18 protein-coding genes and 1 tRNA gene are annotated in these 23755 nt (G+C 71.1%); 10 read left to right on the top strand and 9 right to left on the bottom strand.

The genetic code is table 11. From position 1 onward, the window contains the following. Positions 1-278 precede the first annotated feature (278 nt). The 4 genes from hisC to cydD all read left to right on the top strand — a co-directional run bounded on the left by hisC (position 279) and on the right by cydD (position 7722). Positions 279-1358 (top strand): histidinol-phosphate transaminase, encoded by a 1080-nt coding sequence (hisC, locus tag ACF09J_RS03995; RefSeq protein ID WP_392303788.1) that lies wholly within the window; start codon positions 279-281, stop codon positions 1356-1358. 228 nt (positions 1359-1586) lie between these two features. Then, positions 1587-3095: a cytochrome ubiquinol oxidase subunit I gene (locus ACF09J_RS03990; RefSeq protein ID WP_392303787.1), complete on the top strand. Its 1509-nt coding sequence runs from the start codon at positions 1587-1589 to the stop codon at positions 3093-3095. A 20-nt stretch (positions 3096-3115) separates the two neighbouring features. Beyond that, positions 3116-4120, top strand: coding sequence for a cytochrome d ubiquinol oxidase subunit II (gene cydB, locus ACF09J_RS03985; protein ID WP_392303786.1), 1005 nt, complete (start codon positions 3116-3118; stop codon positions 4118-4120). 59 nt (positions 4121-4179) lie between these two features. After that, positions 4180-7722: a thiol reductant ABC exporter subunit CydD gene (gene cydD, locus ACF09J_RS03980; RefSeq protein WP_392303785.1), complete on the top strand. Its 3543-nt coding sequence runs from the start codon at positions 4180-4182 to the stop codon at positions 7720-7722. Positions 7723-7762: 40 nt separating this feature from the next. Here the strand turns inward: cydD and ACF09J_RS03975 are convergent, their stop codons facing one another. The 4 genes from ACF09J_RS03975 to ACF09J_RS03960 form a co-directional block, all read right to left on the bottom strand. Then, a complete protein-coding gene (locus ACF09J_RS03975) occupies positions 7763-8671 on the bottom strand; it encodes an HAD-IIB family hydrolase (protein ID WP_392303784.1) in 909 nt (302 codons plus the stop codon). 67 nt (positions 8672-8738) lie between these two features. Further along, complete coding sequence (locus tag ACF09J_RS03970) at positions 8739-9641, bottom strand: LLM class flavin-dependent oxidoreductase (RefSeq protein WP_392303783.1); 903 nt, start codon at positions 9639-9641, stop codon at positions 8739-8741. Between the two features lie 79 nt (positions 9642-9720). Continuing rightward, on the bottom strand, positions 9721-10269 hold the full coding sequence (locus tag ACF09J_RS03965; protein WP_392303782.1) for an RNA 2'-phosphotransferase: 549 nt from the start codon (positions 10267-10269) through the stop codon (positions 9721-9723). 124 nt (positions 10270-10393) lie between these two features. Continuing rightward, on the bottom strand, positions 10394-12178 hold the full coding sequence (locus ACF09J_RS03960; RefSeq protein WP_392303781.1) for an SDR family oxidoreductase: 1785 nt from the start codon (positions 12176-12178) through the stop codon (positions 10394-10396). Positions 12179-12435: 257 nt separating this feature from the next. Between ACF09J_RS03960 and ACF09J_RS03955 the strand changes: the two genes are divergently transcribed. From ACF09J_RS03955 to ACF09J_RS03930, 6 genes are all read left to right on the top strand, one after another. Beyond that, positions 12436-13410 (top strand): ABC transporter ATP-binding protein, encoded by a 975-nt coding sequence (locus ACF09J_RS03955; protein WP_392304165.1) that lies wholly within the window; start codon positions 12436-12438, stop codon positions 13408-13410. Then, the gene (locus tag ACF09J_RS03950; RefSeq protein WP_392303780.1) at positions 13400-14308 is read left to right on the top strand and encodes an ABC transporter permease; all 909 of its coding nucleotides are present in this window, start codon (positions 13400-13402) and stop codon (positions 14306-14308) included. Before ACF09J_RS03955 ends, ACF09J_RS03950 begins: the two co-directional genes overlap by 11 nt. Beyond that, complete coding sequence (locus ACF09J_RS03945) at positions 14305-15216, top strand: ABC transporter ATP-binding protein (protein ID WP_392303779.1); 912 nt, start codon at positions 14305-14307, stop codon at positions 15214-15216. Before ACF09J_RS03950 ends, ACF09J_RS03945 begins: the two co-directional genes overlap by 4 nt. A gap of 10 nt (positions 15217-15226) precedes the next feature. After that, entirely contained in the window at positions 15227-15946 is a 720-nt protein-coding gene (locus ACF09J_RS03940; RefSeq protein WP_392303778.1) for an ABC transporter permease, read from the top strand. Positions 15947-16046: 100 nt separating this feature from the next. Continuing rightward, entirely contained in the window at positions 16047-16286 is a 240-nt protein-coding gene (locus tag ACF09J_RS03935; RefSeq protein ID WP_392303777.1) for a hypothetical protein, read from the top strand. A gap of 266 nt (positions 16287-16552) precedes the next feature. Next, positions 16553-16639: transfer RNA gene (locus ACF09J_RS03930), tRNA-Thr, on the top strand. A 14-nt stretch (positions 16640-16653) separates the two neighbouring features. Here the strand turns inward: ACF09J_RS03930 and ACF09J_RS03925 are convergent. The 5 genes from ACF09J_RS03925 to ACF09J_RS03905 form a co-directional block, all read right to left on the bottom strand. Beyond that, the gene (locus ACF09J_RS03925; protein ID WP_392303776.1) at positions 16654-17466 is read right to left on the bottom strand and encodes an HAD family hydrolase; all 813 of its coding nucleotides are present in this window, start codon (positions 17464-17466) and stop codon (positions 16654-16656) included. After that, complete coding sequence (gene serS / locus ACF09J_RS03920) at positions 17463-18740, bottom strand: serine--tRNA ligase (RefSeq protein ID WP_392303775.1); 1278 nt, start codon at positions 18738-18740, stop codon at positions 17463-17465. The genes ACF09J_RS03925 and serS overlap by 4 nt, the downstream gene beginning before the upstream one ends. Positions 18741-19332: 592 nt before the next feature. Then, positions 19333-20265 (bottom strand): prephenate dehydratase, encoded by a 933-nt coding sequence (pheA, locus tag ACF09J_RS03915; RefSeq protein WP_392303774.1) that lies wholly within the window; start codon positions 20263-20265, stop codon positions 19333-19335. 108 nt (positions 20266-20373) lie between these two features. After that, positions 20374-21678: an iron uptake transporter deferrochelatase/peroxidase subunit gene (gene efeB, locus ACF09J_RS03910; protein WP_392303773.1), complete on the bottom strand. Its 1305-nt coding sequence runs from the start codon at positions 21676-21678 to the stop codon at positions 20374-20376. 8 nt (positions 21679-21686) lie between these two features. Continuing rightward, positions 21687-23750 (bottom strand): copper resistance CopC/CopD family protein, encoded by a 2064-nt coding sequence (locus ACF09J_RS03905; protein WP_392303772.1) that lies wholly within the window; start codon positions 23748-23750, stop codon positions 21687-21689. Positions 23751-23755: the final 5 nt, after the last annotated feature.

Below are 23755 nucleotides of genomic sequence, written 5' to 3'. Positions count from 1 at the left end.
GTGGCACGCATGGGCCTGTCGACCCTTCGATGTTTCGAAGAGGTCTCAACTCACCTTCACGGGGGACGCGCGCCACGGCGCAAGCCACCGGCGCATAGATATATGTGTGACGCGCCCCCCAATTCGTACGTGTTCGTACGTGCGTGCCGCCGATGTCGGTGTGACGGAAGAGGCCGGTCCTCGCACGAGGTGATGGTCGCCGACCCATACGCAGCGGCGCCCAATCCTCTTAAGGTGTGCAGTATTGGATGCCGGTGGTGGTCACGAGGAGGACTGCGGTGAGTGAGACAAGCCCGAAGCTGCGTGCCGAGCTGGAGGGTATCCCCACCTACAAGCCGGGGAAGCCCGCCGCGGCCGGCGGCCCGGTGGCCTACAAGCTGTCCTCGAACGAGAACCCCTATCCGCCGCTGCCGGGGGTCATGGAGACGGTGACGGCGGCGGCCGCCGCCTTCAACCGCTACCCGGACATGGCGTGCACGGGCCTGACCAGTGAACTGGCCGAGCGCTTCGCGGTGCCGGCCTCGCACGTGGCCACGGGCACCGGTTCCGTCGGTGTCGCCCAGCAGCTGATCCAGGCCACCAGCGGGCCCGGCGACGAGGTCATGTACGCCTGGCGGTCCTTCGAGGCGTACCCGATCATCACGCAGATCAGCGGGGCGACCTCCGTGCAGGTCCCGCTGACGCCCGGTGACGTGCACGACCTGGACGCGATGGCGGACGCGATCACCGAACGCACGCGTCTGATCTTCGTCTGCAACCCGAACAACCCGACCGGCACGGTGGTGCGGCGGGCCGAGCTGGAACGGTTCCTCGACCGCGTCCCCTCCGACGTGCTGGTGGTCCTGGACGAGGCCTACCGCGAGTTCATCCGCGATGCCGAGGTGCCGGACGGGGTGACGCTCTACCGCGACCGGCCGAACGTCTGCGTGCTGCGCACGTTCTCGAAGGCGTACGGCCTCGCCGGGCTTCGCGTCGGCTTCGCCATCGCCCACGAGCCGGTGGCGGCGGCGCTGCGCAAGACGGCCGTGCCGTTCGGCGTGAGCCAGCTGGCACAGGAGGCGGCGATCGCCTCGCTGCGTGCCGAGGACGAGCTGCTGGGCCGGGTCGGCTCGTTGGTCTGCGAGCGCATCCGGGTGGTCGACGCGCTGCGCGCACAGGGCTGGACGGTGCCCGAGACGCACGCCAACTTCGTATGGCTGCGGCTGGGGGAGCGGACGGTCTCCTTCGCCGAGGCCTGTGAGCGGGCCGGCGTGGTGGTCCGGCCGTTCGCGGGTGAGGGCGTGCGGGTGACCGTCGGGGAGGCCGAGGCGAACGACATCTTCCTGAAGACGGCGGAGGCGTTCCGCAAGGAGCTCTGATCCGGCCGGACACGCGCCGGTCCTCGGCCGGCCGAGGACATCGCGGCAGCGTGTAAGAAGGGGGTTCCCCAGGTTCTGGGGGACCCCCTTCTCCGTCTGAAAATCGGTGGGTCATAATTGCTTGTGAATGTGAACGCGTTCACAAGCGAGTCCGATTGTTGCCTGTTGTGCAGGTCACATCGGGATGAATCGCCACCGTGATCGCGGTGACGTAAGGAGAGTGACGACGTGAACCTGGCTTTGGCGCCGGAGACACTGGCGCGCTGGCAGTTCGGCATCACGACCGTCTACCACTTCATGTTCGTTCCCCTGACGATCTCGCTGGCCGCCCTGACGGCCGGGCTGCAGACCGCCTGGGTGCGCACGGAGAAGGAGAAGTACCTCAGGGCCACCAAGTTCTGGGGCAAGCTCTTCCTGATCAACATCGCCATGGGCGTGGTCACCGGCATCGTGCAGGAGTTCCAGTTCGGCATGAACTGGTCGGACTACTCACGCTTCGTCGGTGACATCTTCGGCGCCCCGCTCGCCTTCGAGGCGCTGATCGCGTTCTTCTTCGAGTCCACCTTCATCGGACTGTGGATCTTCGGCTGGGACAAGCTGCCCAAGAAGATCCACCTGGCCTGCATGTGGATGGTGTCGCTCGGCACGATCCTGTCGGCGTACTTCATCCTCGCAGCCAACTCGTGGATGCAGCACCCCGTCGGCTACCGGATCAACGAGGCCAAGGGCCGTGCCGAACTCACCGACTTCTGGGCGGTGCTGACCCAGAACACGGCGCTCAGCCAGGCCTTCCACACGCTCTCCGCCGCCTTCCTGACCGGTGGCGCCTTCATGGTCGGCATAGCCGCCTACCACCTCACCCGCAAGAAGCACGTGCGCGAGATGAAGACCTCGCTGCGGCTCGGCCTGGTCACGGTCGTCATCGCCGGCCTGCTCACCGCGGTCAGCGGCGACGTCCTCGGCAAGGTCATGTTCAAGCAGCAGCCGATGAAGATGGCCGCGGCCGAGGCGCTGTGGGACGGACAGCAGCCGGCGCCGTTCTCGGTCTTCGCCTACGGCGACGTCGACAAGGGCCACAACACGGTGGCCATCGAGATACCCGGCCTGCTCTCCTTTCTCGCCAACGACGACTTCACCTCCCACGTCCCCGGCATCAACGACGTCAACAAGGCCGAGCAGAAGCGGTTCGGGCCCGGCGACTACCGGCCCAACATCCCCGTCGCCTACTGGGGATTCCGCTGGATGATCGGCTTCGGCATGGCGTCCTTCGCCATCGGCCTCGCGGGACTGTGGCTGACCCGCAAGAAGTTCCTGCTGCCGCAGCACCTGCGCGTCGGCGACGACGAGGTGCCCCATCTGGTGCTGCTGCCGAACAAGGCGCTCAGCCCGAAGCTGACCACCTGGTACTGGCGCATCGCGATCTGGACGCTGGCCTTCCCGCTGATCGCCAACTCCTGGGGCTGGATCTTCACCGAGATGGGCCGCCAGCCGTGGGTCGTCTACGGCGTCCTGCAGACCCGGCACGCGGTCTCCCCCGGCGTCTCCCAGGGCGAGGTCCTGACCTCGATGACCGTCTTCACACTGCTCTACGCCGTTCTCGCCGTGATCGAGGTCAAGCTCCTGGCGAAGTACGTCAAGGCCGGCCCGCCCGAGCTCACGGAGGCCGACCTCAACCCGCCCACGAAGATCGGCGGCGACGAGCGTGACGCCGACAAGCCGATGGCCTTCTCGTACTAGGCAGAGGGAGCTGCACAGCCATGGAACTGCACGACGTCTGGTTCGTTCTCATCGCCGTCCTGTGGACCGGCTACTTCTTCCTGGAGGGCTTCGACTTCGGGGTCGGCATCCTCACCAAGCTGCTGGCCCGGAACCGGCCCGAGAAGCGGGTGCTGATCAACACCATCGGCCCGGTCTGGGACGGCAACGAGGTCTGGCTGCTCACGGCGGGCGGCGCCACCTTCGCCGCCTTCCCGGAGTGGTACGCCACCCTCTTCTCCGGTTTCTACCTGCCGCTGCTCGTCATCCTGGTCTGCCTGATCGTGCGCGGAGTCGCCTTCGAGTACCGGGCCAAGCGGCCCGAGGAGAACTGGCAGCGCAACTGGGAGAACGCGCTCTTCTGGAGTTCGCTGATCCCCGCCTTCCTGTGGGGCGTGGCCTTCGGCAACATCGTGCACGGTGTGAAGATCGACCGGAACCTCGAGTACGTCGGCGGGGTCGCCGACCTGCTCAACCCGTACGCGCTCCTCGGCGGAGTGGTCACCCTGACGCTGTTCACCTTCCACGGCACGGTGTTCACGGCCCTGAAGACCGTCGGTGACATCCGTGAGCGGGCGCGGAAGCTGGCCCTGCGCGTGGGGCTGGTGACGGCCGTGGCGGCGTTGGCCTTCCTGCTGTGGACCCAGGCCCACTCGGGCAACGGCAGGAGCCTGGTGGCGCTCGTCGTGGCGGTGGTCACCCTGGTGTCCGCGCTGGCGGCGAACCAGGCGAGGCGTGAGGGCTGGGCGTTCGCGCTGTCGGGCGTCACCATCGTGGCCGCCGTGGCGATGCTGTTCCTGTCGCTCTTCCCGAACGTCATGCCGTCCACGCTCAACGGGGACTGGAGCCTGACGGTCACCAACGCCTCGTCCAGCCCGTACACCCTCAAGATCATGACCTGGTGCGCCGGGATCGCCACGCCGATCATCCTGCTCTACCAGGGGTGGACCTACTGGGTGTTCCGCAAGCGGATCGGCACGCAGCACCTCGCCGAACCCGCGCACTGAGTCCGATGAGGGTGTGTTTCACGTGAAACACACCCTCGGGGCCGAAGGGCATGTTCTCCATGAAACCGATTGATCCGCGACTTCTGCGTCACGTCCGTGCCACCCGGTTCTTCCTCGCGGCTGTCGTCGGGCTGGGCGCCATCGGGGCATGCCTGGTCATCGCTCAGGCGATGCTCATCGCCGAGGTGGTGGTGGGCGCCTTCCAGCACCGGATGCCGGTCGGCGAACTCCGCACTCCGCTGCTGCTGCTGGCCCTCGTCGCCTGCGGCCGGGCACTGGTCGCCTGGCTGACCGAGCTTGCCGCGCACCGGGCGAGCGCGGCGGTGAAGTCCGAGCTGCGCGGGCGGCTGCTGGAGCGTGCGGCGGGGCTCGGCCCCGGCTGGCTGAGCGGCCGGCGCACGGGCTCGCTCGTGGCGTTGGCGACGCGGGGTGTCGATGCCCTGGACGACTACTTCTCGCGCTATCTGCCTCAGTTGGGGCTGGCCGTGGCCGTCCCGGTGGCGGTGCTCGCCCGGATCGTCACCGAGGACTGGGTCTCGGCGGCCATCATCGTCGCCACCCTGCCCCTCATCCCGGTCTTCATGATGCTGATCGGCTGGGCCACGCAGTCCCGCATGGACCGCCAGTGGCGCCTGCTGTCCCAGTTGTCGGGGCACTTCCTGGACGTCGTCGCCGGGCTGCCGACCCTCAAGGTGTTCGGCCGGGCCAAGGCGCAGGCGGAGTCGATCCGGCGCATCACCGGGGAATACCGGCGAGCGACCATGCGCACGCTGCGGATCGCCTTCCTGTCCTCCTTCGCCCTGGAACTGCTCGCCACCCTGTCGGTGGCGCTGGTCGCCGTGACGATCGGCATGCGGCTCGTGAGCGGCGACATGGACCTCTACATCGGGCTGGTCATCCTCGTGCTCGCGCCCGAGGCGTACCTGCCGCTGCGCCAGGTGGGCGCGCAGTACCACGCGGCGGCGGAGGGCCTGGCGGCCGCCGAGGAGATCTTCGCCGTGCTGGAGACCCTCGTGCCGGAGTCCGGCACCGGGGCCGTACCCACCGGGGCCCTGACCTTCGAGGACGTGAGCGTCCGCTATCCCGGGCGGTCCGCGGACGCGGTGACGGACGTGTCCTTCTCCGTGCGGCCGGGGGAGACGGTCGCGCTCGTCGGGCCGAGCGGCGCGGGCAAGTCGACGCTGCTGAACGTCCTGCTGGGGTTCGTGAAGCCCAGCGCCGGCCGGGTGCGCGTCGCGGAAACGGATCTCGCCGACATCGACCTGGAGCAGTGGCGCTCGCGCATCGCCTGGGTGCCGCAGCGGCCGCACCTGTACGCGGGGACGATCGCCGAGAACGTACGGCTGGCCCGGCCCGACGCGGACGACGCCGCCGTGCGCGGGGCGCTGGCCGACGCCGGCGCGCTGGAGTTCGTGGACGCGCTGCCGGAGGCAGTGGAGACCCGGCTCGGGGAGGACGGGGCCGGGCTCTCCGCCGGGCAGCGGCAGCGGCTCGCGCTCGCTCGGGCGTTCCTCGCCGACCGGCCCGTCCTGCTGCTCGACGAGCCGACGGCCGCCCTGGACGGAGCGACCGAGGCGGAGGTCGTGGACGCGGTGCGGCGGCTGTCCGCGGGCAGGACGGTGCTGCTTGTGGTGCACCGGCCCGCACTGCTGGACGTGGTGCACCGGGTCGTGCGTCTCGACGGGACCGAGTCGAGCGGGCCTGCGCCGGCCAAGGCTCTCACCGCCGAAACACATGTCGCCGAAACACGCACCGACGAAGCACGCACCGCCGAAACACGCTCCACGCCCGGGGCGGAGACCGGACCGCTCTCGGCGCCGGCCGGACCCGGGACCGAGGGCGGCCCCGTCGCGCGAGGCGTCCTCTCACGGGTGCGGGCCATGTCGGGCCCTCGACGCGCTCGGCTCGCCCTCGCCCTGCTGCTGGGCAGCCTGGCGCTCGGCAGCGCGGTCGGGCTGATGGCCACCTCCGGGTGGCTCATCTCCCGGGCGTCCCAGCAGCCGCCCGTGCTCTACCTGATGGTGGCCGTCACGGCGACCAGGGCCTTCGGCATCGGGCGTGCGGTCTTCCGGTACGCGGAGCGGCTGGTCTCGCACGACGCGGTGCTGCGGATGCTCGCCGACACACGGGTGGCCGTCTACCGGAGGCTGGAGCGGCTGGCGCCCGCCGGGCTGCGCCGGATGCGCCGCGGTGACCTGCTGACGCGGCTCGTCGCCGATGTGGACGCGCTCCAGGACTACTGGCTGCGCTGGCTGCTGCCCGCCGGTGCGGCACTGACCGTGTCCGCCGCTTCCGTCGCCTTCACGGCCTGGCTGCTGCCGGAGGCCGGGGCGGTGCTCGCGGCCGGACTGCTCGCGGCCGGGGCAGGCGTCCCGCTGATCACCGCGGCCGTGGCCAGGCGCGCCGAGCACCGGCTCGCCCCCGCGCGCGGCGCCCTGGCCACCCGTGTGACCGAACTGCTCACCGGAACCGCCGAACTGATCGTCGCCGGCGCCCTGCCGGCCCGTACCGCCGAGACCCGGCGGGCCGACTGGCTGCTCACTCGGATCGCCTCGCGCGCCGCCACCGCCACCGCGCTAGGCGACGGGCTCACCGCGCTGGTCTCCGGACTGACCGTCGCCGCGGCCGCCCTGGTCGGCGCGCAGGCGGTCGCCGACGGGCGGCTCGGCGGCGTGGCCATGGCCGTCGTCGTCCTCACCCCGCTCGCCGCCTTCGAAGCGGTCCTCGGCATGCCGCTCGCCGTGCGCCACCGGCACCGGGTACGCCGTAGCGCGGAGCGGGTGTACGAGGTGCTGGACGCCCCCGAGCCCGTCCGTGAACCGGAGCGGCCGCGGCCGGCGCCCGCCTCGCCGTTCCCGCTCGTCGTCAGCGACCTGACGGCGCGGTACGCGGGGCAGGACCGGGCGGCGCTCACCGGACTCGGCCTGACGCTCCAGGAGGGCCGCAGGGTCGCCGTGGTCGGCCCGTCCGGCTCCGGCAAGACGACGCTCGCCCAGGTACTGCTGCGCTTCCTCGACGCGGAGACGGGCACGTACACCCTCGGCGGCGTCGACGCCCGCGCCCTGGCCGGCGACGACGTACGGCGGCTGGTCGGGCTGTGCGCCCAGGACGCGCACCTCTTCGACAGCTCGGTCCGCGAGAACCTGCTCCTCGCGCGGAAGGACGCGACCGAGGCCGACCTGCGGGACGCCCTCGCGCGGGCCCGGCTGCTCGGGTGGGTCGACGCCCTGCCCGACGGGCTCGACACGCTCGTCGGCGAGCACGGCGCCCGGCTGTCGGGCGGCCAGCGTCAGAGGCTGGCCCTGGCCCGCGCGCTGCTCGCCGGCTTCCCGATGCTGGTGCTCGACGAACCCGCCGAACACCTCGACGTGGCGACCGCCGACGCGCTCACCGCCGATCTGCTGGCCGCCACCGAGGGCCGTACGACGCTGCTCATCACCCACCGTCTGGCCGGTCTTGAGGCCGTGGACGAGGTGATCGTCCTCGACGAGGGGCGCGTCGTCCAGCAGGGACCGTACGCGGAACTGGCCGCGCTGCCGGGACCGCTGCGGCGGATGGTCGAACGGGAGGCGCAGACGGAGCTGCTGGTGGGCGTGGGGTAGCGGCCCGTTCCCGGACCGACCCCGGCGGTTGGCCCGCCCGTTACGGCCGCTCCCCCAGCAGCCGCTCGATGACGACCGCGACGCCGTCCTCGTTGTTGGCGACCGTTCGTCCGGACGCCGCGGCGACCGCGGCGGGGTGCGCGTTGCCCATGGCGTAGGACCGGCCGGCCCAGGTGAGCATCTCCACGTCGTTCGGCATGTCGCCGAAGGCGACGACCTCCTCGTGGGAGATGCCGCGCTCGGCACAGCACAGGGCCAGAGTGCTCGCCTTGGAGACGTCCGGACCGCTGATCTCCAGCAGGGCGCTGGGGCTGGAGCGGGTGATGGTGACGTGCGCGCCGGCGGCGAGGCGGGCGACGGTGAGGAAGGCGTCGGGGTCCAGCGCGGGGTGGTAGGCGAGGATCTTCAGGATCGGCTGGTCCGCACCGACTCCGCCCGGCGCCAGCAGTTCCTCGGCCGGCGCGAGGACGTCGGGTGTCTCCATGTGCAGCTTCGGATAGGCCGGCTCCTGGTGGAAGCCGTAGGTCTGCTCGACCGCGAACACCGTCCCCGGTGCCGCCTCGCGCACCAGCCGTACGGCGTTCAGCGCGTTCTCCCGGGCCAGGTCCCGCACCTTCACGAAGCGGTGGGCGCCGGGGCCGCCGTGCAGGTCGACCACGGCGGCCCCGTTGCCGCAGATCGCCAGACCATGGCCGTGCACATGGTCGCTGACCACGTCCATCCAGCGGGCCGGGCGGCCGGTGACGAAGAAGACCTCGATGCCCGCCTCCTCGGCCGCCGCCAGGGCGGCGATCGTGCGCGGGGAGACCGACTTGTCGTCGCGCAGCAGGGTGCCGTCGAGATCGGTGGCGATCAGCCGAGGCGGAACGCCGGGGGTGCCCCCCGGCTCGAACGAGGTCGAGAGCTGGGATGAGGCCGGGGTCTCTGGCTGTCGAGTCGCTGAGGTCACCGCGTCATTGTCGCCTATATGTCCGCACGATCGTGCGAGAGTTCGCACATTTGAGGGGTTGTCTCGGTCACGTCAGCTGGGAGGGCGCTTCCATGGCGATCCGTTCGAAGACCTTCTGATCCGCGGCGAAGTCCGAGCCGGGGATGGGCCAGTGGATCACGATCTCGGTGAAGCCCAGCTCCTGGTGGCGGCCCGCGAAGTCGACGAACGCGTCGAGGGACTCCAGCGGACGACCGCGGTCGGGGGTGAAGCCGGTGAGCAGGACCTTGTCGAGCGCGGAGGCGTCGCGGCCCGCCGCGGCGCACGCGTCCGCGAGCTTCTCGGTCTGGACGCGAAGGGCCTGGACGGACTGCTCCGGTGTGCCGTTCTCGTACAGCTTCGGGTCGCCCGTGGTCACCCAGGCCTGCCCGTACCGTGCGGCGAGCCGCAGCCCTCGCGGCCCGGTCGCGGCCACGGCGAACGGCAACCGGGGCCGCTGCACACAGCCGGGGATGTTGCGCGCCTCGTGCGCCGAGTAGAAGTCGCCCTCGTACGACACCGCTTCCTCGGTCAGCAGCCGGTCGAGCAGCGCGACGAACTCGGCGAAGCGATCGGCCCGCTCCCGCGGCGTCCAGGGTTCCTGCCCGAGCGCGGTGGCGTCGAAGCCGGTGCCGCCCGCGCCGATGCCGAGCGTGATCCGGCCCCCGGAGACGTCGTCGAGGGAGATCAGCTCCTTGGCGAGGGTGACCGGGTGCCGGAAGTTCGGCGAGGTCACCAGGGTGCCCAGCCGCATCCGCTCCGTCACGGCCGCGGCGGCGGTCAGCGTCGGTACGGCCCCGAACCACGGGCCGTCACGGAAGCTGCGCCAGGACAGGTGGTCGTAGGTGTAGGCGGCGTGGAAGCCGAGCTGTTCGGCGCGCGTCCATGTCGCACGGCCGCCCTCGTGCCAGCGGCGGTACGGAAGGATCACGGTGCTCAGGCGCAGACTCATGGACCCGAGCCTAGACACTCGCGGGTGTTTCACGTGAAACGGTCACCGCGGGTGACCGGCGGCGACGGGCTGGGACGGGTCAGCGGGTCTCGGAAAACCGCAGGTACCGGGGCGGCACGGACTGCGTCAGCCACACACCGTTGGCACTGACGTGGAAGACATGGCCGTCGCGGTGCATGGCGGCCGCGTCCACCGCGAGGACGACCGGGCGACCGTGGCGGGCGCCGACACGGGTCGCCGTCTCGCGGTCGGGCGAGAGGTGCACGTCATGCCGCTCCATGGGCCGCAGCCCCTCGCTGCGGATCGCCTCCAGCTTGCCGGCCACGGTCCCGTGGTAGAGGTACGGCGGCGGCATCGCGGCCGGCAGGTCGACGTCGACGTCGACGGTGTGGCCCTGACTGGCACGGATGCGGCTGCCCTCGATCGCGAACCGCCGCTTGTCGTTGGTGGCGACCACGTGGTCCAGTTCCTCGCGGGTGAACCGGAAGCCGTGCGCGGCCGCCGCCGTGATCAGTGCGTCGATCTCCACCCAGCCGCCCTCGTCGAGCGTGAGCCCGATCCTCTCGGGCCGGTGGCGAAGGTGTTTGGAGAGGTACTTCGACACCTTCACGGCGCGTCTTTCGTCCATGCCACCAGCGTGCCGGGAGAGACGCGCATCACGCAGGTCAATTTCGCCCCGGAGGTTTGATCCACAGCAAAGCCATGTTGTCCACAGGCCGGGAGCCCCACGCTGTGGACAACTGGCCGCCGATTCAGACGCGTTGGCCCGGATCCGCGGTACCCAGGGGCGGTTTCGCCCTCGCGAGCCGGCGCCGCGCCCGCGGGCTGAAGCGGGACATCGCGCGCAGGAGACGGGCCTCCGGCGTCACCGGCACCACCGCCTCATTGCGCACCACCGCGCGCAGGACCGCGTCGGCCACCTTCTCCGGCGGGTAGCCGCGCAGTCCGTACAGACGGGCCGCGCGCTGTCGCCGACGCTCCTCCTCCCCGGCGTCGACGCCCGCGAAGTGCGCCGTGGATGTGATGGCGGTATCGACGAAGCCGGGACAGACCGCCGTGACGCCGATCCCCTGTCCGGCCAGCTCCGCGCGCAGGCACTCGCTCAGCATGAGCACCGCCGCCTTGGAGGTGCTGTAGGCGGGGAGGGCCTTCGACGGCTGGTACGCCGCCGCGGACGCGGTGTTGACGATGTGGCCGCCCTGCCCCCGCTCGGCCATCCGCCTCCCGAACAGGCGGCAGCCGTGGATCACTCCCCACAGATTGACGTCGAGGACCTTCCGCCAGTCCTCGGGGGTGTGGTCGAAGAAGGAGCCGGACAGGCCGATGCCCGCGTTGTTCACCAGGACGTCCACCACGCCGTACTCGGCGTGGACCTTCTCGGCCAGCTTCTCCATGGCCTGCTCGTCGGAGACGTCCACCGTATCGGCCCAGGCGGCCGGAGCGCCGAGCTGCCGGGACTGCTCGGCCGTGCGGGCCGCGGCCCCGGCGTCCCGGTCGACGGCCACCACGCGCGCGCCTGCCCGGGCGAACGCGTACGCCGTGGCCCGTCCGATGCCGCTGCCCGCGCCGGTGACCAGGACGAGCTGCCCGGCGAAGCGGTCGGTGTACTTCCCGGTGGCGGCGGGCTGCGGCTGCCCGCCCTCGGTGGCGGTGACGAACTGGGCGATCCAGGCCGCCAGCTGGTCGGGCCGGGTGCGCGGGACCCAGTGCCCGGCGGGGAGCGTGCGGCGCACCAGGCCGGGGGCCCACTGCTCCAGGTCGTCGTACAGGCGCTCCGAGAGGAAGGCATCGTCGAGCGGCGTGATGAGCTGCACCGGCGCGTGCGCGTGGGCGTCCGCCCGTGGTCCGCGCAGCCGGGCCCGCACGTTGTCCCGGTACAGCCAGGCGCCGTGGGCTGCGTCCCGGGGCAGCGACGAGGTCGGGTAGTCGTCGCCGGGGATCTTCTCGACGCGCCTCAGGAGGTCGGGCCAGCGCCTGCCGAGCGGGCCGCGCCAGGCCAGCTCGGGCAGCTTGGGCGTGTGCAGCAGGTACACGTACCAGGACTTGGCGCCCTGGCCGAGGAGTTGGACCGCCCGGCGCGGGGTGGGGCGCCTGACGCGCCCGGCGATCCAGTGGCCGACGTGGTCGAGGGACGGGCCGGACACCGACGTGAAGGAGGCGATCCGGCCCTCGGTGCGCCGGACGCTGACGAACTCCCAGGACTGCACCGAGCCCCAGTCGTGGCCCACCAGGTGCACCGGCCTGCCTGGGCTGACCGCGTCCGCGACCGCCAGGAAGTCGTCCGTCAGCTTCTCCAGGGTGAAGCCCCCGCGCAGGGGCCGCGGCGCGGTGGAGCGGCCGTGGCCGCGGACGTCGTAGAGCACGACGTGGAAGTGGTCGGCGAGGCGCACGGCGACCGTGGACCAGACCTCCTTGCTGTCCGGATAGCCGTGCACCAGGACGACCGTGGGCCGCCCGGCATCGCCCAGTTCGGCCACGCACAGCTCGACCCCGCCCGTGCGCACCCGGCGCTCCCGCGCGCCCTTCAGCGTCGTCACTTCTCCTCCGCCCGGGTCGGATCCGACTGCCGTACCTACCTGTGCTGTGTCTGTGCTGTTCCTGTGCTGCGGTCCCGGCGACTCTGGCACTTGTTAGACCAGTCGTCAACAGCGTTGTCCGGGTGCCGGAACCCCCGGGCTGCCCCACCCTCAGGGGCCGACCCCTAGGGTCCCCGTAATACTCGAGGGGGACTCCAAGACGGCTCTGGGGTCTGACGACCGGCGTGGTCCGGATCACTACCGTCTAAGACGTGACTGTGATCGCGACCGAAAGCCTGAGCAAGCGGTTCCCCCGGGTGACCGCGCTTGACCGGCTCTCCGTGGACGTCGGACCGGGTGTGACCGGGCTCGTCGGCGCCAACGGAGCCGGCAAGTCCACACTCATCAAGATCCTGCTGGGTCTGTCCCCCGCCACCGAGGGCCGCGCCGAGGTGCTCGGCCTCGACGTCGCCACCGAGGGCGCCGCCATCCGTGAGCGCGTCGGCTACATGCCGGAGCACGACTGCCTGCCACCCGACGTCTCGGCCACCGAGTTCGTCGTCCACATGGCGCGCATGTCCGGCCTGCCCCCGACCGCCGCGCGCGAGCGCACCGCGGACACCCTGCGCCATGTCGGCCTGTACGAGGAGCGCTACCGCCCCATCGGCGGCTACTCCACGGGCATGAAGCAGCGCGTGAAGCTCGCCCAGGCCCTGGTGCACGACCCGGAGCTGGTCTTCCTCGACGAGCCGACCAACGGCCTCGACCCGGTCGGCCGCGACGACATGCTCGGCCTGATCCGCCGCATCCACACCGACTTCGGCATCTCCGTCCTGGTCACCTCCCACCTGCTGGGCGAACTGGAACGCACCTGCGACCACGTCGTCGTCGTCGACGGCGGCAAGCTCCTGCGCTCCAGTTCCACCACCGACTTCACCCAGACCACGACGACCCTCGCCATCGAGGTCACCGACAGCGACGAGCACCCGGACGGCACCCGCGCGGTGCGCGAAGCGCTGCACGCGCGCGGGGTGGAGACCGAGGACGGCACCGGCCTGCCGGGCGCGGGACACGTCCTGCTCCTCACCGCCCAGGGCGACGAGACGTACGACCTGGTGCGGGACGTGATCGTGGACCTCGGCCTGGGCCTCGTGCGCATGGAGCAGCGACGGCACCACATCTCGGAGGTCTTCCGGGACAGCGACGAACAGCACGACACCCAGCGGAAGGAGGCGGTCGGCCATGGCGGTTGAACACACCGCGGCAGCGCCCACGGGTGACCAGACCCGTATCCACAACATCGGCTACCGCAGCTACGACGGCCCCCGCCTCGGCCGCGCCTACGCCCGCCGCTCGCTGTACTCGCAGTCCCTGCGCGGCGCCTACGGCCTCGGCCGCTCGGTGAAGTCCAAGGTGCTGCCCATGCTGCTGTTCGTGGTGATGTGCGTGCCCGCGGCCATCATCGTCGCCGTCGCGGTCGCCACCAAGGCCAAGGACCTGCCCATCGAGTACACGCGCTACGCCATCATCATGCAGGGCGTCATCAGCCTGTACGTCGCCTCGCAGGCACCCCAGTCCGTCTCGCGCGACCTGCGTTTCAAGACCGTGCCGCTGTACTTCTCACGCCCCATCGAGACCGCCGACTACGTGCGCGCCAAGTACGCGGCGCTGGCCTCCGCGCTGTTCATCCTGACCGCCGCCCCGCTGCTCGTGCTCTACGTGGGCGCGCTGCTGGCCAAGATGGACTTCGCCGACCAGACCAAGGGATTCGCCGAGGGAGTCGTCTCCGTGGCACTGCTCTCACTGCTCTTCGCCGGCATCGGCCTCGTCATCGCCGCCGTCACCCCCCGGCGCGGCTTCGGCATCGCCGCCGTGATCGCCGTGCTGGTCATCTCCTACGGCGCCGTCTCCACCCTCCAGGCCATCGCGGAGGTACGGAACAACTCCGGCGCCATCCCCTGGATCGGCCTGTTCTCACCGGTCACCCTCGTCGACGGCGTGCAGACCGCCTTCCTCGGCGCGACCTCCTCGGCACCCGGCGGCGTCGGCCCGGGCAGCGGACAGGGCATCGTCCACGTCCTGGTCGCCCTGGGTGTCATCGCCGCCGCATACGGCCTCCTGCTGCGCCGCTACAAGAAGGTGGGACTGTGACGACCCTCAGCATCGACCACGTCTCCCGCTGGTTCGGCAACGTGGTCGCCGTCAACGACATCACCATGACGATCGGCCCCGGCGTCACCGGACTGCTCGGCCCCAACGGCGCCGGAAAATCCACCCTGATCAACATGATGGCCGGCTTCCTCGCCCCCTCCACCGGCACGGTCACCCTCGACGGGCAGCCGGTGTGGCGCAATGAGAAGATCTACCGGCACATCGGCATCGTCCCCGAGCGGGAGGCGATGTACGACTTCCTCACCGGCCGCGAGTTCGTCGTTGCCAACGCCGAACTGCACGGCCTGGGCGCCAAGGCCGCCCAGCAGGCGCTCGCCACCGTCGAGATGGAGTACGCGCAGGACCGGAAGATCTCCACCTACTCCAAGGGCATGCGCCAGCGCGTGAAGATGGCCTCCGCGCTGGTCCACGACCCCTCGCTGCTCCTGCTCGACGAGCCGTTCAACGGCATGGACCCGCGCCAGCGCATGCAGTTGATGGACCTGCTGCGGCGCATGGGCGACGAGGGCCGCACCGTGCTGTTCTCCTCCCACATCCTGGAGGAGGTCGAACAACTCGCCTGGCACATCGAGGTCGTCGTCGCCGGACGGCACGCCGCCAGCGGCGACTTCCGCAGGATCCGCCGCCTGATGACCGACCGGCCGCACCGCTATCTGGTGCGTTCCAGCGACGACCGGGCACTGGCGGCCGCGCTGATCGCCGACCCGTCGACGTCCGGCATCGAGGTCGACCTCGCCGAGGGCGCGCTGCGCGTCCAGGCCATCGACTTCGGCCGGTTCACGACCCTGCTGCCACGGGTCGCGAGGGACCACGGCATCCGGCTGCACACGGTCTCGCCCTCCGACGAGTCCCTCGAGTCCGTCTTCTCGTATCTCGTCGCGGCGTAGGAGGCCGAAGATGTACGACCCCACAGTCGCCCGGCTCACCTACCGGGCCCTGCTCGGCCGCCGCCGAGCACTCATCCTCGGCGCGCTGCCGCTGCTGCTGATCGTGATCGCCACGGCCGTCCGCGCCCTCGCCGGAGCCGACGACCAGACCACGGTGAACGTCCTGGGCGGGTTCGCGCTCGCCACCATGGTGCCGATCATCGGTGTCATCGCCGGCACCGGAGCGATCGGACCGGAGATCGACGACGGCTCGGTGGTGTACCTGCTGTCCAAACCGCTCAAGCGGCCGACGATCATCTTCACGAAGCTGATCGTGGCGATCGCGGTGACCATGGTCTTCTCCGCGGTGCCGACCCTGGTCGCCGGGCTGATCCTCAACGGCAACGGGCAGCAGATCGCCGTCGCCTACACGGTGGCCGCGCTGGTCGCCTCCATCGCCTACGCGGCCCTCTTCCTCCTGCTGGGCACGGTCTCCCGGCATGCGGTGGTCTTCGGGCTCGTCTACGCGCTGGTGTGGGAGGCGCTGTTCGGCTCCCTGGTGGCCGGGGCGCGCACGCTGAGCGTCCAGCAGTGGGCGCTGGCCGTGGCGCACAAGGTCTCCGGCGGGGACATGGTCACCTCCGACGTCGGGCTGCCGACGGCGACGGTGCTGCTGGTGCTGGTGACGGTTCTGGCCACCTGGTACGCCGGACAGAAGCTGCGGTCGCTGACCCTCGCCGGCGAGGAGTGAGGCATCCGTTCGAGGCCGGGCGGTCCTGCCCGGCCTTGACGGGGGCTTCACCTCCACCCCGGCACACTGGGCAAAGCGGATGAAACGGCAGGAGGGTGTGATGGCGGGCGACGTGCCGGAGAGCGAGAGCCGGGGGGCGACCGGGGAAACCTGGGACGACGTCGTCCTGGACGCCGACTTCATACGGGCCGCCGGGACCGCCGAGCCGTCCGCCCGGGCGCGGATGCTCGCCGCACGCTGGCGGCGCGAGGAGCCCGAGCCCCGGCCGTGGCGCTCCGACGAGCCGCCCGCCGGATGGTTCTTCAGCAAGGCCCGCCGGCGTCGGTGGCGGCGCAGGTGAAGTGGCCCGGGGCGCCCGGTAATTCGGTGGCGCCGAAGCGGTCGTAACGGCACAGTGGTGGTGTTCACCGCGCCGGATCGGGCCGGCGCCACGTTCTGGGAGAGGAGTTGGGCGATGCCGATGCACGGCAGTACGCCGAGCTCCCGACAGGGCAGCCCGCGGCGGGTTCCGGAGTAACTACCGGCTCCGTCGAGCCCGCCCCGCACGGGGAGCTGCCCGGGGCGGCCGCTTCGAGCACGCGAATCCTTCGCGTGGGCCGCCCACCCGGAGGATTGGCCGAGTGGCAAGGCACCGGCTTGGTTCAGCCGCGGTCGGGGGTCACCCCCGCGCACGTTCGATCCGTGCATCCTCCGCCGAGACCGAAGGTTCAGCCCGCCAGCTTTTCCAGCAGCACCGCGATGCCGTCCTCGTCGTTCGAGGCCGTCACCTCGTCCGCGACCGCCTTCAATTCCTCATGGGCGTTGGCCATCGCCACGCCCCGGGACGCCCAGGCGAACATCGGGACGTCGTTGGGCATGTCGCCGAAGGCGATGGCGTCCGTGGCCTTCAGGCCCAGCCGCCGCGCGGCGAGCGAAAGCCCCGTCGCCTTCGACAGGCCCAGCGGCAGCAGTTCGACGATGCCTTCGCCGGCCATGGTGACCGAGACGAAGCCACCGGCGGTCCGGCGGGCCACTTCGGCCAGTTCGTCGTCCGTCAGGTCCGGGTGCTGGATGTAGATCTTGTTGAGGGGCGCGCTCCACAGGTCCGCGACGTCCGTGAACGGCGTCGCCGGAAGCGGGCCCACGACCGCGTAGCCGGGACCGACCAGCACCTCGCCGTCCAGGCCGTCGCGGCTCGCCGCCAGATACAGCGGACCGACCTCCGCCTCGATCTTGGCCAGGGCCACCGCCGCCAGTTGCCGGTCCAGGGTCACCGAGGTCAGCAGGCGCTGCTCCCCGGCGTCGTACACCTGGCCGCCCTGGCCGCAGACCGCGAGGCCCCGGTAGCCGAGGTCGTCCAGGACGTGCCGGGTCCACGGCACCGCGCGACCGGTGACGACGAGGTGCGCGGCACCCGCCGCGGTGGCCGCGGCGAGCGCCTCACGGGTGCGCCGGGAGACCGACCCGTCGGAGCGCAGGAGCGTCCCGTCGAGGTCGGTCGCGATCAGCTTGTAGGGGAACGGCCCGGCGGCGGGTCTCACTTGGCCACCGGTTCCAGGACCTCCCGGCCGCCGAGGTAGGGGCGCAGGACTTCCGGCACCCGCACGGAGCCGTCGGCCTGCTGGTGGTTCTCCAGTATCGCGACGATCGTGCGCGGGACGGCGCACAGCGTGCCGTTGAGCGTCGCCAGCGGGCGGACCGCCTTGCCCTCACGGAAGCGGATCTGGAGCCGGCGGGACTGGAACTCGGTGCAGTCCGAGGTCGAGGTCAGCTCGCGGTACTTGCCCTGGGTCGGAACCCACGCCTCACAGTCGAACTTGCGCGAGGCCGAGGCGCCCAGGTCGCCCGAGGCGACGTCGATCACGCGGAACGGCAGCTCCAGCGAGGTCAGCCACTGCTTCTCCCACTCCAGCAGCCGCCGGTGCTCCTCCTGCGAATCCTCGGGATTGACGTAGGAGAACATCTCGACCTTGTCGAACTGGTGGACGCGGAAGATGCCCTTGGTGTCCTTGCCGTGCGAGCCGGCCTCGCGGCGGAAGCAGGGCGAGAACCCGGCGTACCGCAGCGGCAGGCGCTCGGCGTCGATGATCTCGTCCATGTGGTACGCCGCCAGCGGCACCTCGGAGGTGCCGACCAGATAGAGGTCGTCCTTGTCGAGGTGGTAGACGTCCTGGGCCGCCTGGCCGAGGAAGCCCGTGCCTGCCATCGACTGGGGGCGGACCAGCGCGGGGGTCAGCATCGGCGTGAAGCCGGCCGCGGTGGCCTGGGCGATCGCCGCGTTCACCAGCGCCAGCTCCAGCAGGGCGCCGACACCGGTGAGGAAGTAGAAGCGCGAGCCGGAGACCTTCGCGCCGCGCTCCACGTCGATCGCGCCGAGGAGCTGGCCGAGCTCCAGGTGGTCCTTGGGCTCGAAGCCCTCGGCGGCGAAGTCGCGGATCGTGCCGTGCGTCTCCAGCGTGACGAAGTCCTCCTCGCCGCCGACGGGCACCTCGGGGTGGATGAGGTTGCCGAGCTGGAGGAGGAGCTCCTGGGTCTCGGCGTCGGCCGCGTCGCGCTCGGCGTCGGCGGTCTTGACGTCGGCGGCGAGCCCGCTTGCCCGCTTCAGCAGCTCGGCCTTCTCGTCACCCGAGGCCTTGGGGATGAGCTTGCCCAGCGCCTTCTGCTCGGCGCGCAGCTCGTCGAAGCGGACGCCGGACGACCTGCGCCGCTCGTCGGCAGACAGGAGGGCGTCGACGAGCGCGACGTCCTCTCCACGGGCACGCTGCGAGGCGCGCACACGGTCGGGGTCCTCACGGAGCAGACGAAGGTCAATCACGCGGTCAAGGCTACCGGTGCGAGGTTCCACCCCACGACCCAGTATTCCGAACCATGCCTTACGTACCGTTATGGGGGAATTGCTTCCCGTGTCAATAATGGAGGCCTGCCTCCCTGGAACGAGGCAGGCGACGGGCGCCGGGTTGACCTGATTCCCTTGTGCGGAACGGGACTTGGGGGTGAGTTGTCCACAGGATCCACAGCCGCCGGAGAGTTATCCACAGGCTGTGTGGAAGATCTGTGGATTTCGGAATTGATCACTCCGGAAGCGTGGGGCGGAGGGAGGAATTCCCGTCTCGATGCGCCTGGACGCCCACTTTCGGGTGGAAAGAGGTCGCCCCAAAAGATGAACCAAAGGAGACAGGTGGACGAAGGGTGACCTGTGGGCTCCCGACCGCTCTTGTGGCCTGAAGGGCGATTTGTCGACCGAGTCCCCATTGGATGTCGACTTGTCCCCAGGTCGAGAGCGGCGAGAGCGGGAGGGTGTGGATAACTTCTGTGGACAACGCACATCCGCAGGCAGCACCGGCCGGAATCGGCGGGACCGGCTAGAACGGGACCGGCTAGAACGGGACCGGCTAGGACGCAACCGGCTAGAAACGGCCGTCCTGGCAGCGTGCCACCCAGTCCGCCGCCGCCACGAACTCCTCGTCCGAGGTCCCGGCCGGCGGAGGCCGCAGGTCCGCCGTGTCGGCGTCCGCCCGCGGGTACGAGCCCAGGAAGCGCACCTGGAGGCAGATCCGCTTGAGCCCCATCAGCGCCTCCGCCATCCGGCGGTCGGTGATGTGCCCCTCGGCGTCCACGCAGAAGCAGTAGTTGCCGATACCGGCGCCCGTCGGACGGGACTGGAGCAGCATCAGGTTGATACCACGGGTGCTGAACTCGCCGAGCAGGTCGCGCAGCCCGCCGGGATGATCGTCGCGCTGCCACAGCACCACGGACGTCTTGTCCGTGCCGCTCGGTGCGGCGGGCCGCGCGGGCCGGCCGACCAGCACGAACCGGGTCTGCGCGTTCTCCGCGTCGTGGATGTTCGTCTCCAGGGGCACGAGCCCGTAGCGCGCGGCGGCGAACTCACCGGCGAACGCGGCGTCGTAGCGGCCCTCCTGGACCAGGCGGGCGCCGTCCGCGTTCGAGGCGGCCGACTCCCACACGGCGTCCGGGAGGTTCGCCGAGAGCCAGTTGCGCACCTGCGGCTGGGCGGCCGGGTGGGCGGTGACCGTCTTGATGTCCGACAGCGTCGTACCGGGCCTGACCAGCAGCGCGAAGGTGATCGACAGCAGCACCTCGCGGTAGATCATCAGCGGCTGGCCCGCGACCAGTTCGTCGAGCGTGGTGGTGATGCCGCCCTCGACGGAGTTCTCGATCGGCACGAAAGCGGCCTCGGCCTCGCCGGCCCGGACGGCGTCCAGCGCCGACTGCACGGACACGTACGGGACCAGTTCCCGGGTGGCCGTCTCGGGAAGGGTGCGCAGGGCGACTTCGGTGAAGGTGCCCTCGGGGCCGAGATACGCGTAGCTCGCTGGCATGACCTCACCCTAATGGCCCCGGCCGGACCCGGCTCGCGTGTCTCACGGACGCCCCTCCGGCGGGTGAACCTGGTGTGACGGGTGTGATCCCGCCACCTCCCGCCGCACTCACCCCTCCAGCAGTCGCTGCCCCACGTACTCGCCCTTCGCCGCCCCGCCCGGGACCGCGAACAGACCGCTCGCCTCGTGCCGGATGTACGCCGACAGCGCGTCGCCGCGGTCCAGCTTGCGCTGCACCGGCACGAAGCCGCGCAACGGGTCCGCCTGCCAGCAGATGAACAGCAGGCCCGCGTCCGGGGTGCCGTCGGCGTCGAAGCCGTCGTGGTAGGAGAAGGGGCGCCGGAACATGGCCGCGCCCCCGTTCTGGTCGGGCCGGGTGATCCGGGCATGGGCGTTGACCGGGACGACGTAGGCGCCGTCCTCGCCGGTCTTCTCCAGGTCCATCGCGGTGGTCTCGGAGCCGCCGCTGAGCGGCGCCCCGTCGGACTTGCGGCGCCCGATGACGTCCTCCTGCTGGATGAGCGACAGCTTCTCCCAGTCGTCCAGGAGCATCCGGATGCGGCGTACGACGGCGTAGGAGCCGTTCGCCATCCAGGCCGGCTCGCCGTTCGCCGGCACGAAGAGGCGCTGGTCGAAGTCCGGGTCGGCGGGCTTCGGGTTGCGGGTGCCGTCGATCTGCCCCATCAGGTTGCGGGCCGTCATGGGACGCGCGGTGGCTCCGGGGGAGCGGTTGAAGCCGTTCATCTGCCAGCGCACGCGAGCGGCGCCGCCCGCGTCCTTCTGGAGGGCGCGCAGGGCGTGGAAGGCGACCAGCGCGTCGTTCGCGCCGATCTGCACCCACAGATCGCCGTTGCTGCGGGCTTGGTCGAGCCGGTCGGAGGAGAAGTCGGGCAGCGGGTCCAGAGCGCCGGGCCGCTGCCGGCTGAGATCCGTCCGGTCGAAGAAGGAGTGCCCGAAGCCGAAGGTGACCGTCAGCGCCGAGGGGCCCGCGTCCCGAGCCACGTCGGTGTCGTCGTGCGAGGCCGGTTCGCCTGCCATCAGCCGCTCGGCCGTCGCCGACCAGCGGCGAAGCAGCGCGGCGGCCTCCCTGCGGCCGGCTCCGGGTACGAGGTCGAAGGCGACGAGATGGCCGCGGGCCTGGAGGGCGTCGGTGATGCCGGGCTGATGTTTCCCGTGAAACATCGCCCGGTCCGCGCCGAGCGAGGTGAGCGGGGTGGCACCGGCGGGCGCCGCGGTGTAGCCGAGGCCCGCGCCGGCCGCGCCGAGGACGAGCCCGGTGGCTCCGGCCGTGCCGAGCAGCCGCCGTCGCGACACGCCGGCTCCGGTGCCGGTGCCCGTGCCGGCCTGCGCGGCCGCGGTCGCCGCGCGTGCGGCGTGGGGGGAGGTGGCCTCCGAGGTGGACTGGTCGATCATGGTGCGGTTCAGCCGATCTGCGCGTTCTTGGTGACGGTCACCTGGTCGATGTCGGAGGTCCGCACGGTCGCGTCGACCTTCCAGTCGCCCGCCATGGGGATCTGCACTCCGCTCGCCACCCAGTGTCCGGTGGTGACGTGCTCCGGGTTCACCGGGAGCGGTCCGATGTTCTTCGTGGCCAGGGTGAAGGTGATCTTGAGCTCGGCGACGTCGCGGAGGCGCCCGTTCGGCCCGAGGGCGAAGATGTGCAGCTCGTTGCCGCCCACGCGTGCGGGGTCGATGTCGATCCGTACGACGCCCTTGCCGTCCTTGCCGCCGGTGTCGAACGGCATGTCGAGGGTGACCGCGCCCGCCGCGGAGGACGAGGACGACGACGTGGCGGCCTTGGCCTCGGTCTCCGTGCGTCCCGGTTCGGTCTGTGTCAGGACGGTGGTGACGACGAGCAGTACGACGGCGACACCCGCTTCCATCAGCACGGACCGGCGCAGTCCGAAGCGGTGGGGGTCGGAGTCCCGCAGCCTCTTCTGCTGGGCGGTGTCCACGGCGGCCTGCTGCCGGGCGAGCTGGGCGGCCCGCCGGGCGGCCTCGCCCTTCGCCGCCTTCCCACCGGCCTGCGCCTTGCCGCCGGCCTTTTCCGGGGCCGCGTCCTTCCCACCGGCTCCGGCCTGCCCGGCTCCGGCTTTCCCGGCCTCCGTCTTCCCGACCCCGGCTTTTCCGCCCACGGACTTCCCGGCACCGGTCTTCGAGCCGGTGTCGGCGGCGGCCTTCGCGTCCGAACCGGACTTCCTGCCCGCGGCCGCCGCCACCTTCACGCGTGCCTTGCCCGGCGCCTTCGTGGTGGCCGCTTCTGCCAGTCGGCCCGTCCAGCGGCGGGAGGTGGCGGCGATGCCCACCATCAGCAGCACCAGGGCGACCTTGACCAGGAGCAGCTGCCCGTAGCGCGTATCGGTGAGCGCCGACCAGGAGCCCACCTGGCGCCAGGACTGATAGGTGCCGGTCGCGACCAGCGCGAGGACCGATCCGAAGGCGAGGCGGGAGAAACGGCGTACGGCCGCGCGCTCGATCGGGGTCTCGGCCGGTGCCCGGTACAGCGCGACCAGGAGCGCGGCGAGCCCTCCCAGCCAGGCGGCCACGGCGAGCAGGTGGATGACGTCGACCGGCATCGCGACGCCCGGCTGGAGCCCGGTCGAGGCGTGCTCGGCCATGGCCCAGCTCGCCGCGAGGCCGACGGCGACCACGGTGCCGCCGATCGCGAGCCCGAAGGTCAGGTCGCGCTTCTCGTCGTCCGCGCGCTTCTGGTACTCCCCGAAGAGCACCGCGACGAACAGCGCCGCCGCGGCGAGCAGCAGCAGCCGGGAGACGAGGGCCGCGCCGGTCTTGGTCTGGAGCACCTGCCCGAGGAGCGTCAGGTCGAAGACGTCCCCGATCTTTCCGGAGGTGGTGTAGGAGCCGCGCAGGAGCAGCAGCGCGAGCGTGGCCGCGGTGAGGGCGACCCAGCCGGAGACGACGAGCCGTTGCACCGCCCGCACTCCCGAGCCGCGCTGCCAGCAGGCGAGTACGAAGGCGGCGCCGCCGGCCAGGACGATGAAGCCGGCGTACGACACGTACCGCCCGACCCCGTAGAGCGCGCCGACGATCCCGCCGCCCACCGTCTGGTCGCCGACCGTGGCGGACGTCTTGGAGGGGGCGCCGATCGAGAACGTGTAGGCACCGCCGACGGGGTGGCTGTCGGCCGAGACCACCTGGTAGGCAACGGTGTAGGTGCCGTCCGGCAGTCCGCTGTGCAGGCGCACGGCGTACGTCGTCCCGCTGACGTTGGCGGGCTTCCCGGTGTCGACGCGGTTGCCCTTGGGGTCCAGGACGCGCAGCGAGTCGTCGTTCATCGCGACCTGCTCGGAGAAGGTCAGCGACACCTGGGAGGGAGCCTTGTCGACCACCACCCCCTGCTGCGGATCGCTGCCGGTCAGCGCGGCGTGCGCGGAGGCCGGGGCGGCTCCGGCGAGGAGCACGCCGGCGACGGCCAGGAACAGCAGCATCAGGGCCCGGAAGCGTGGGGCGATGGTCTGCGACAAGGTGG

Origin of the sequence: Streptomyces sp. NPDC014889 (assembly GCF_043081205.1) — a bacterium.
Taxonomy (GTDB): domain Bacteria; phylum Actinomycetota; class Actinomycetes; order Streptomycetales; family Streptomycetaceae; genus Streptomyces.
Note: the sequence above shows the minus strand (reverse complement) of the source record. Positions and strands in the feature narration are given on the sequence as shown.

Excerpts from the sequence above, each read along its gene's own strand:
- ACF09J_RS03950 (WP_392303780.1), top strand. The coding sequence starts at position 13,400 with ATGGCGGTTGAACACACCGCGGCAGCGCCCACGGGTGACCAGACCCGT.
- ACF09J_RS03970 (WP_392303783.1), bottom strand. The coding sequence starts at position 9,641 with ATGAGTCTGCGCCTGAGCACCGTGATCCTTCCGTACCGCCGCTGGCAC.
- efeB (WP_392303773.1), bottom strand. The coding sequence starts at position 21,678 with ATGATCGACCAGTCCACCTCGGAGGCCACCTCCCCCCACGCCGCACGC.
- ACF09J_RS03965 (WP_392303782.1), bottom strand. The coding sequence starts at position 10,269 with ATGGACGAAAGACGCGCCGTGAAGGTGTCGAAGTACCTCTCCAAACAC.
- cydD (WP_392303785.1), top strand. The coding sequence starts at position 4,180 with ATGAAACCGATTGATCCGCGACTTCTGCGTCACGTCCGTGCCACCCGG.
- cydB (WP_392303786.1), top strand. The coding sequence starts at position 3,116 with ATGGAACTGCACGACGTCTGGTTCGTTCTCATCGCCGTCCTGTGGACC.
- ACF09J_RS03935 (WP_392303777.1), top strand. The coding sequence starts at position 16,047 with ATGGCGGGCGACGTGCCGGAGAGCGAGAGCCGGGGGGCGACCGGGGAA.
- pheA (WP_392303774.1), bottom strand. The coding sequence starts at position 20,265 with ATGCCAGCGAGCTACGCGTATCTCGGCCCCGAGGGCACCTTCACCGAA.
- ACF09J_RS03940 (WP_392303778.1), top strand. The coding sequence starts at position 15,227 with ATGTACGACCCCACAGTCGCCCGGCTCACCTACCGGGCCCTGCTCGGC.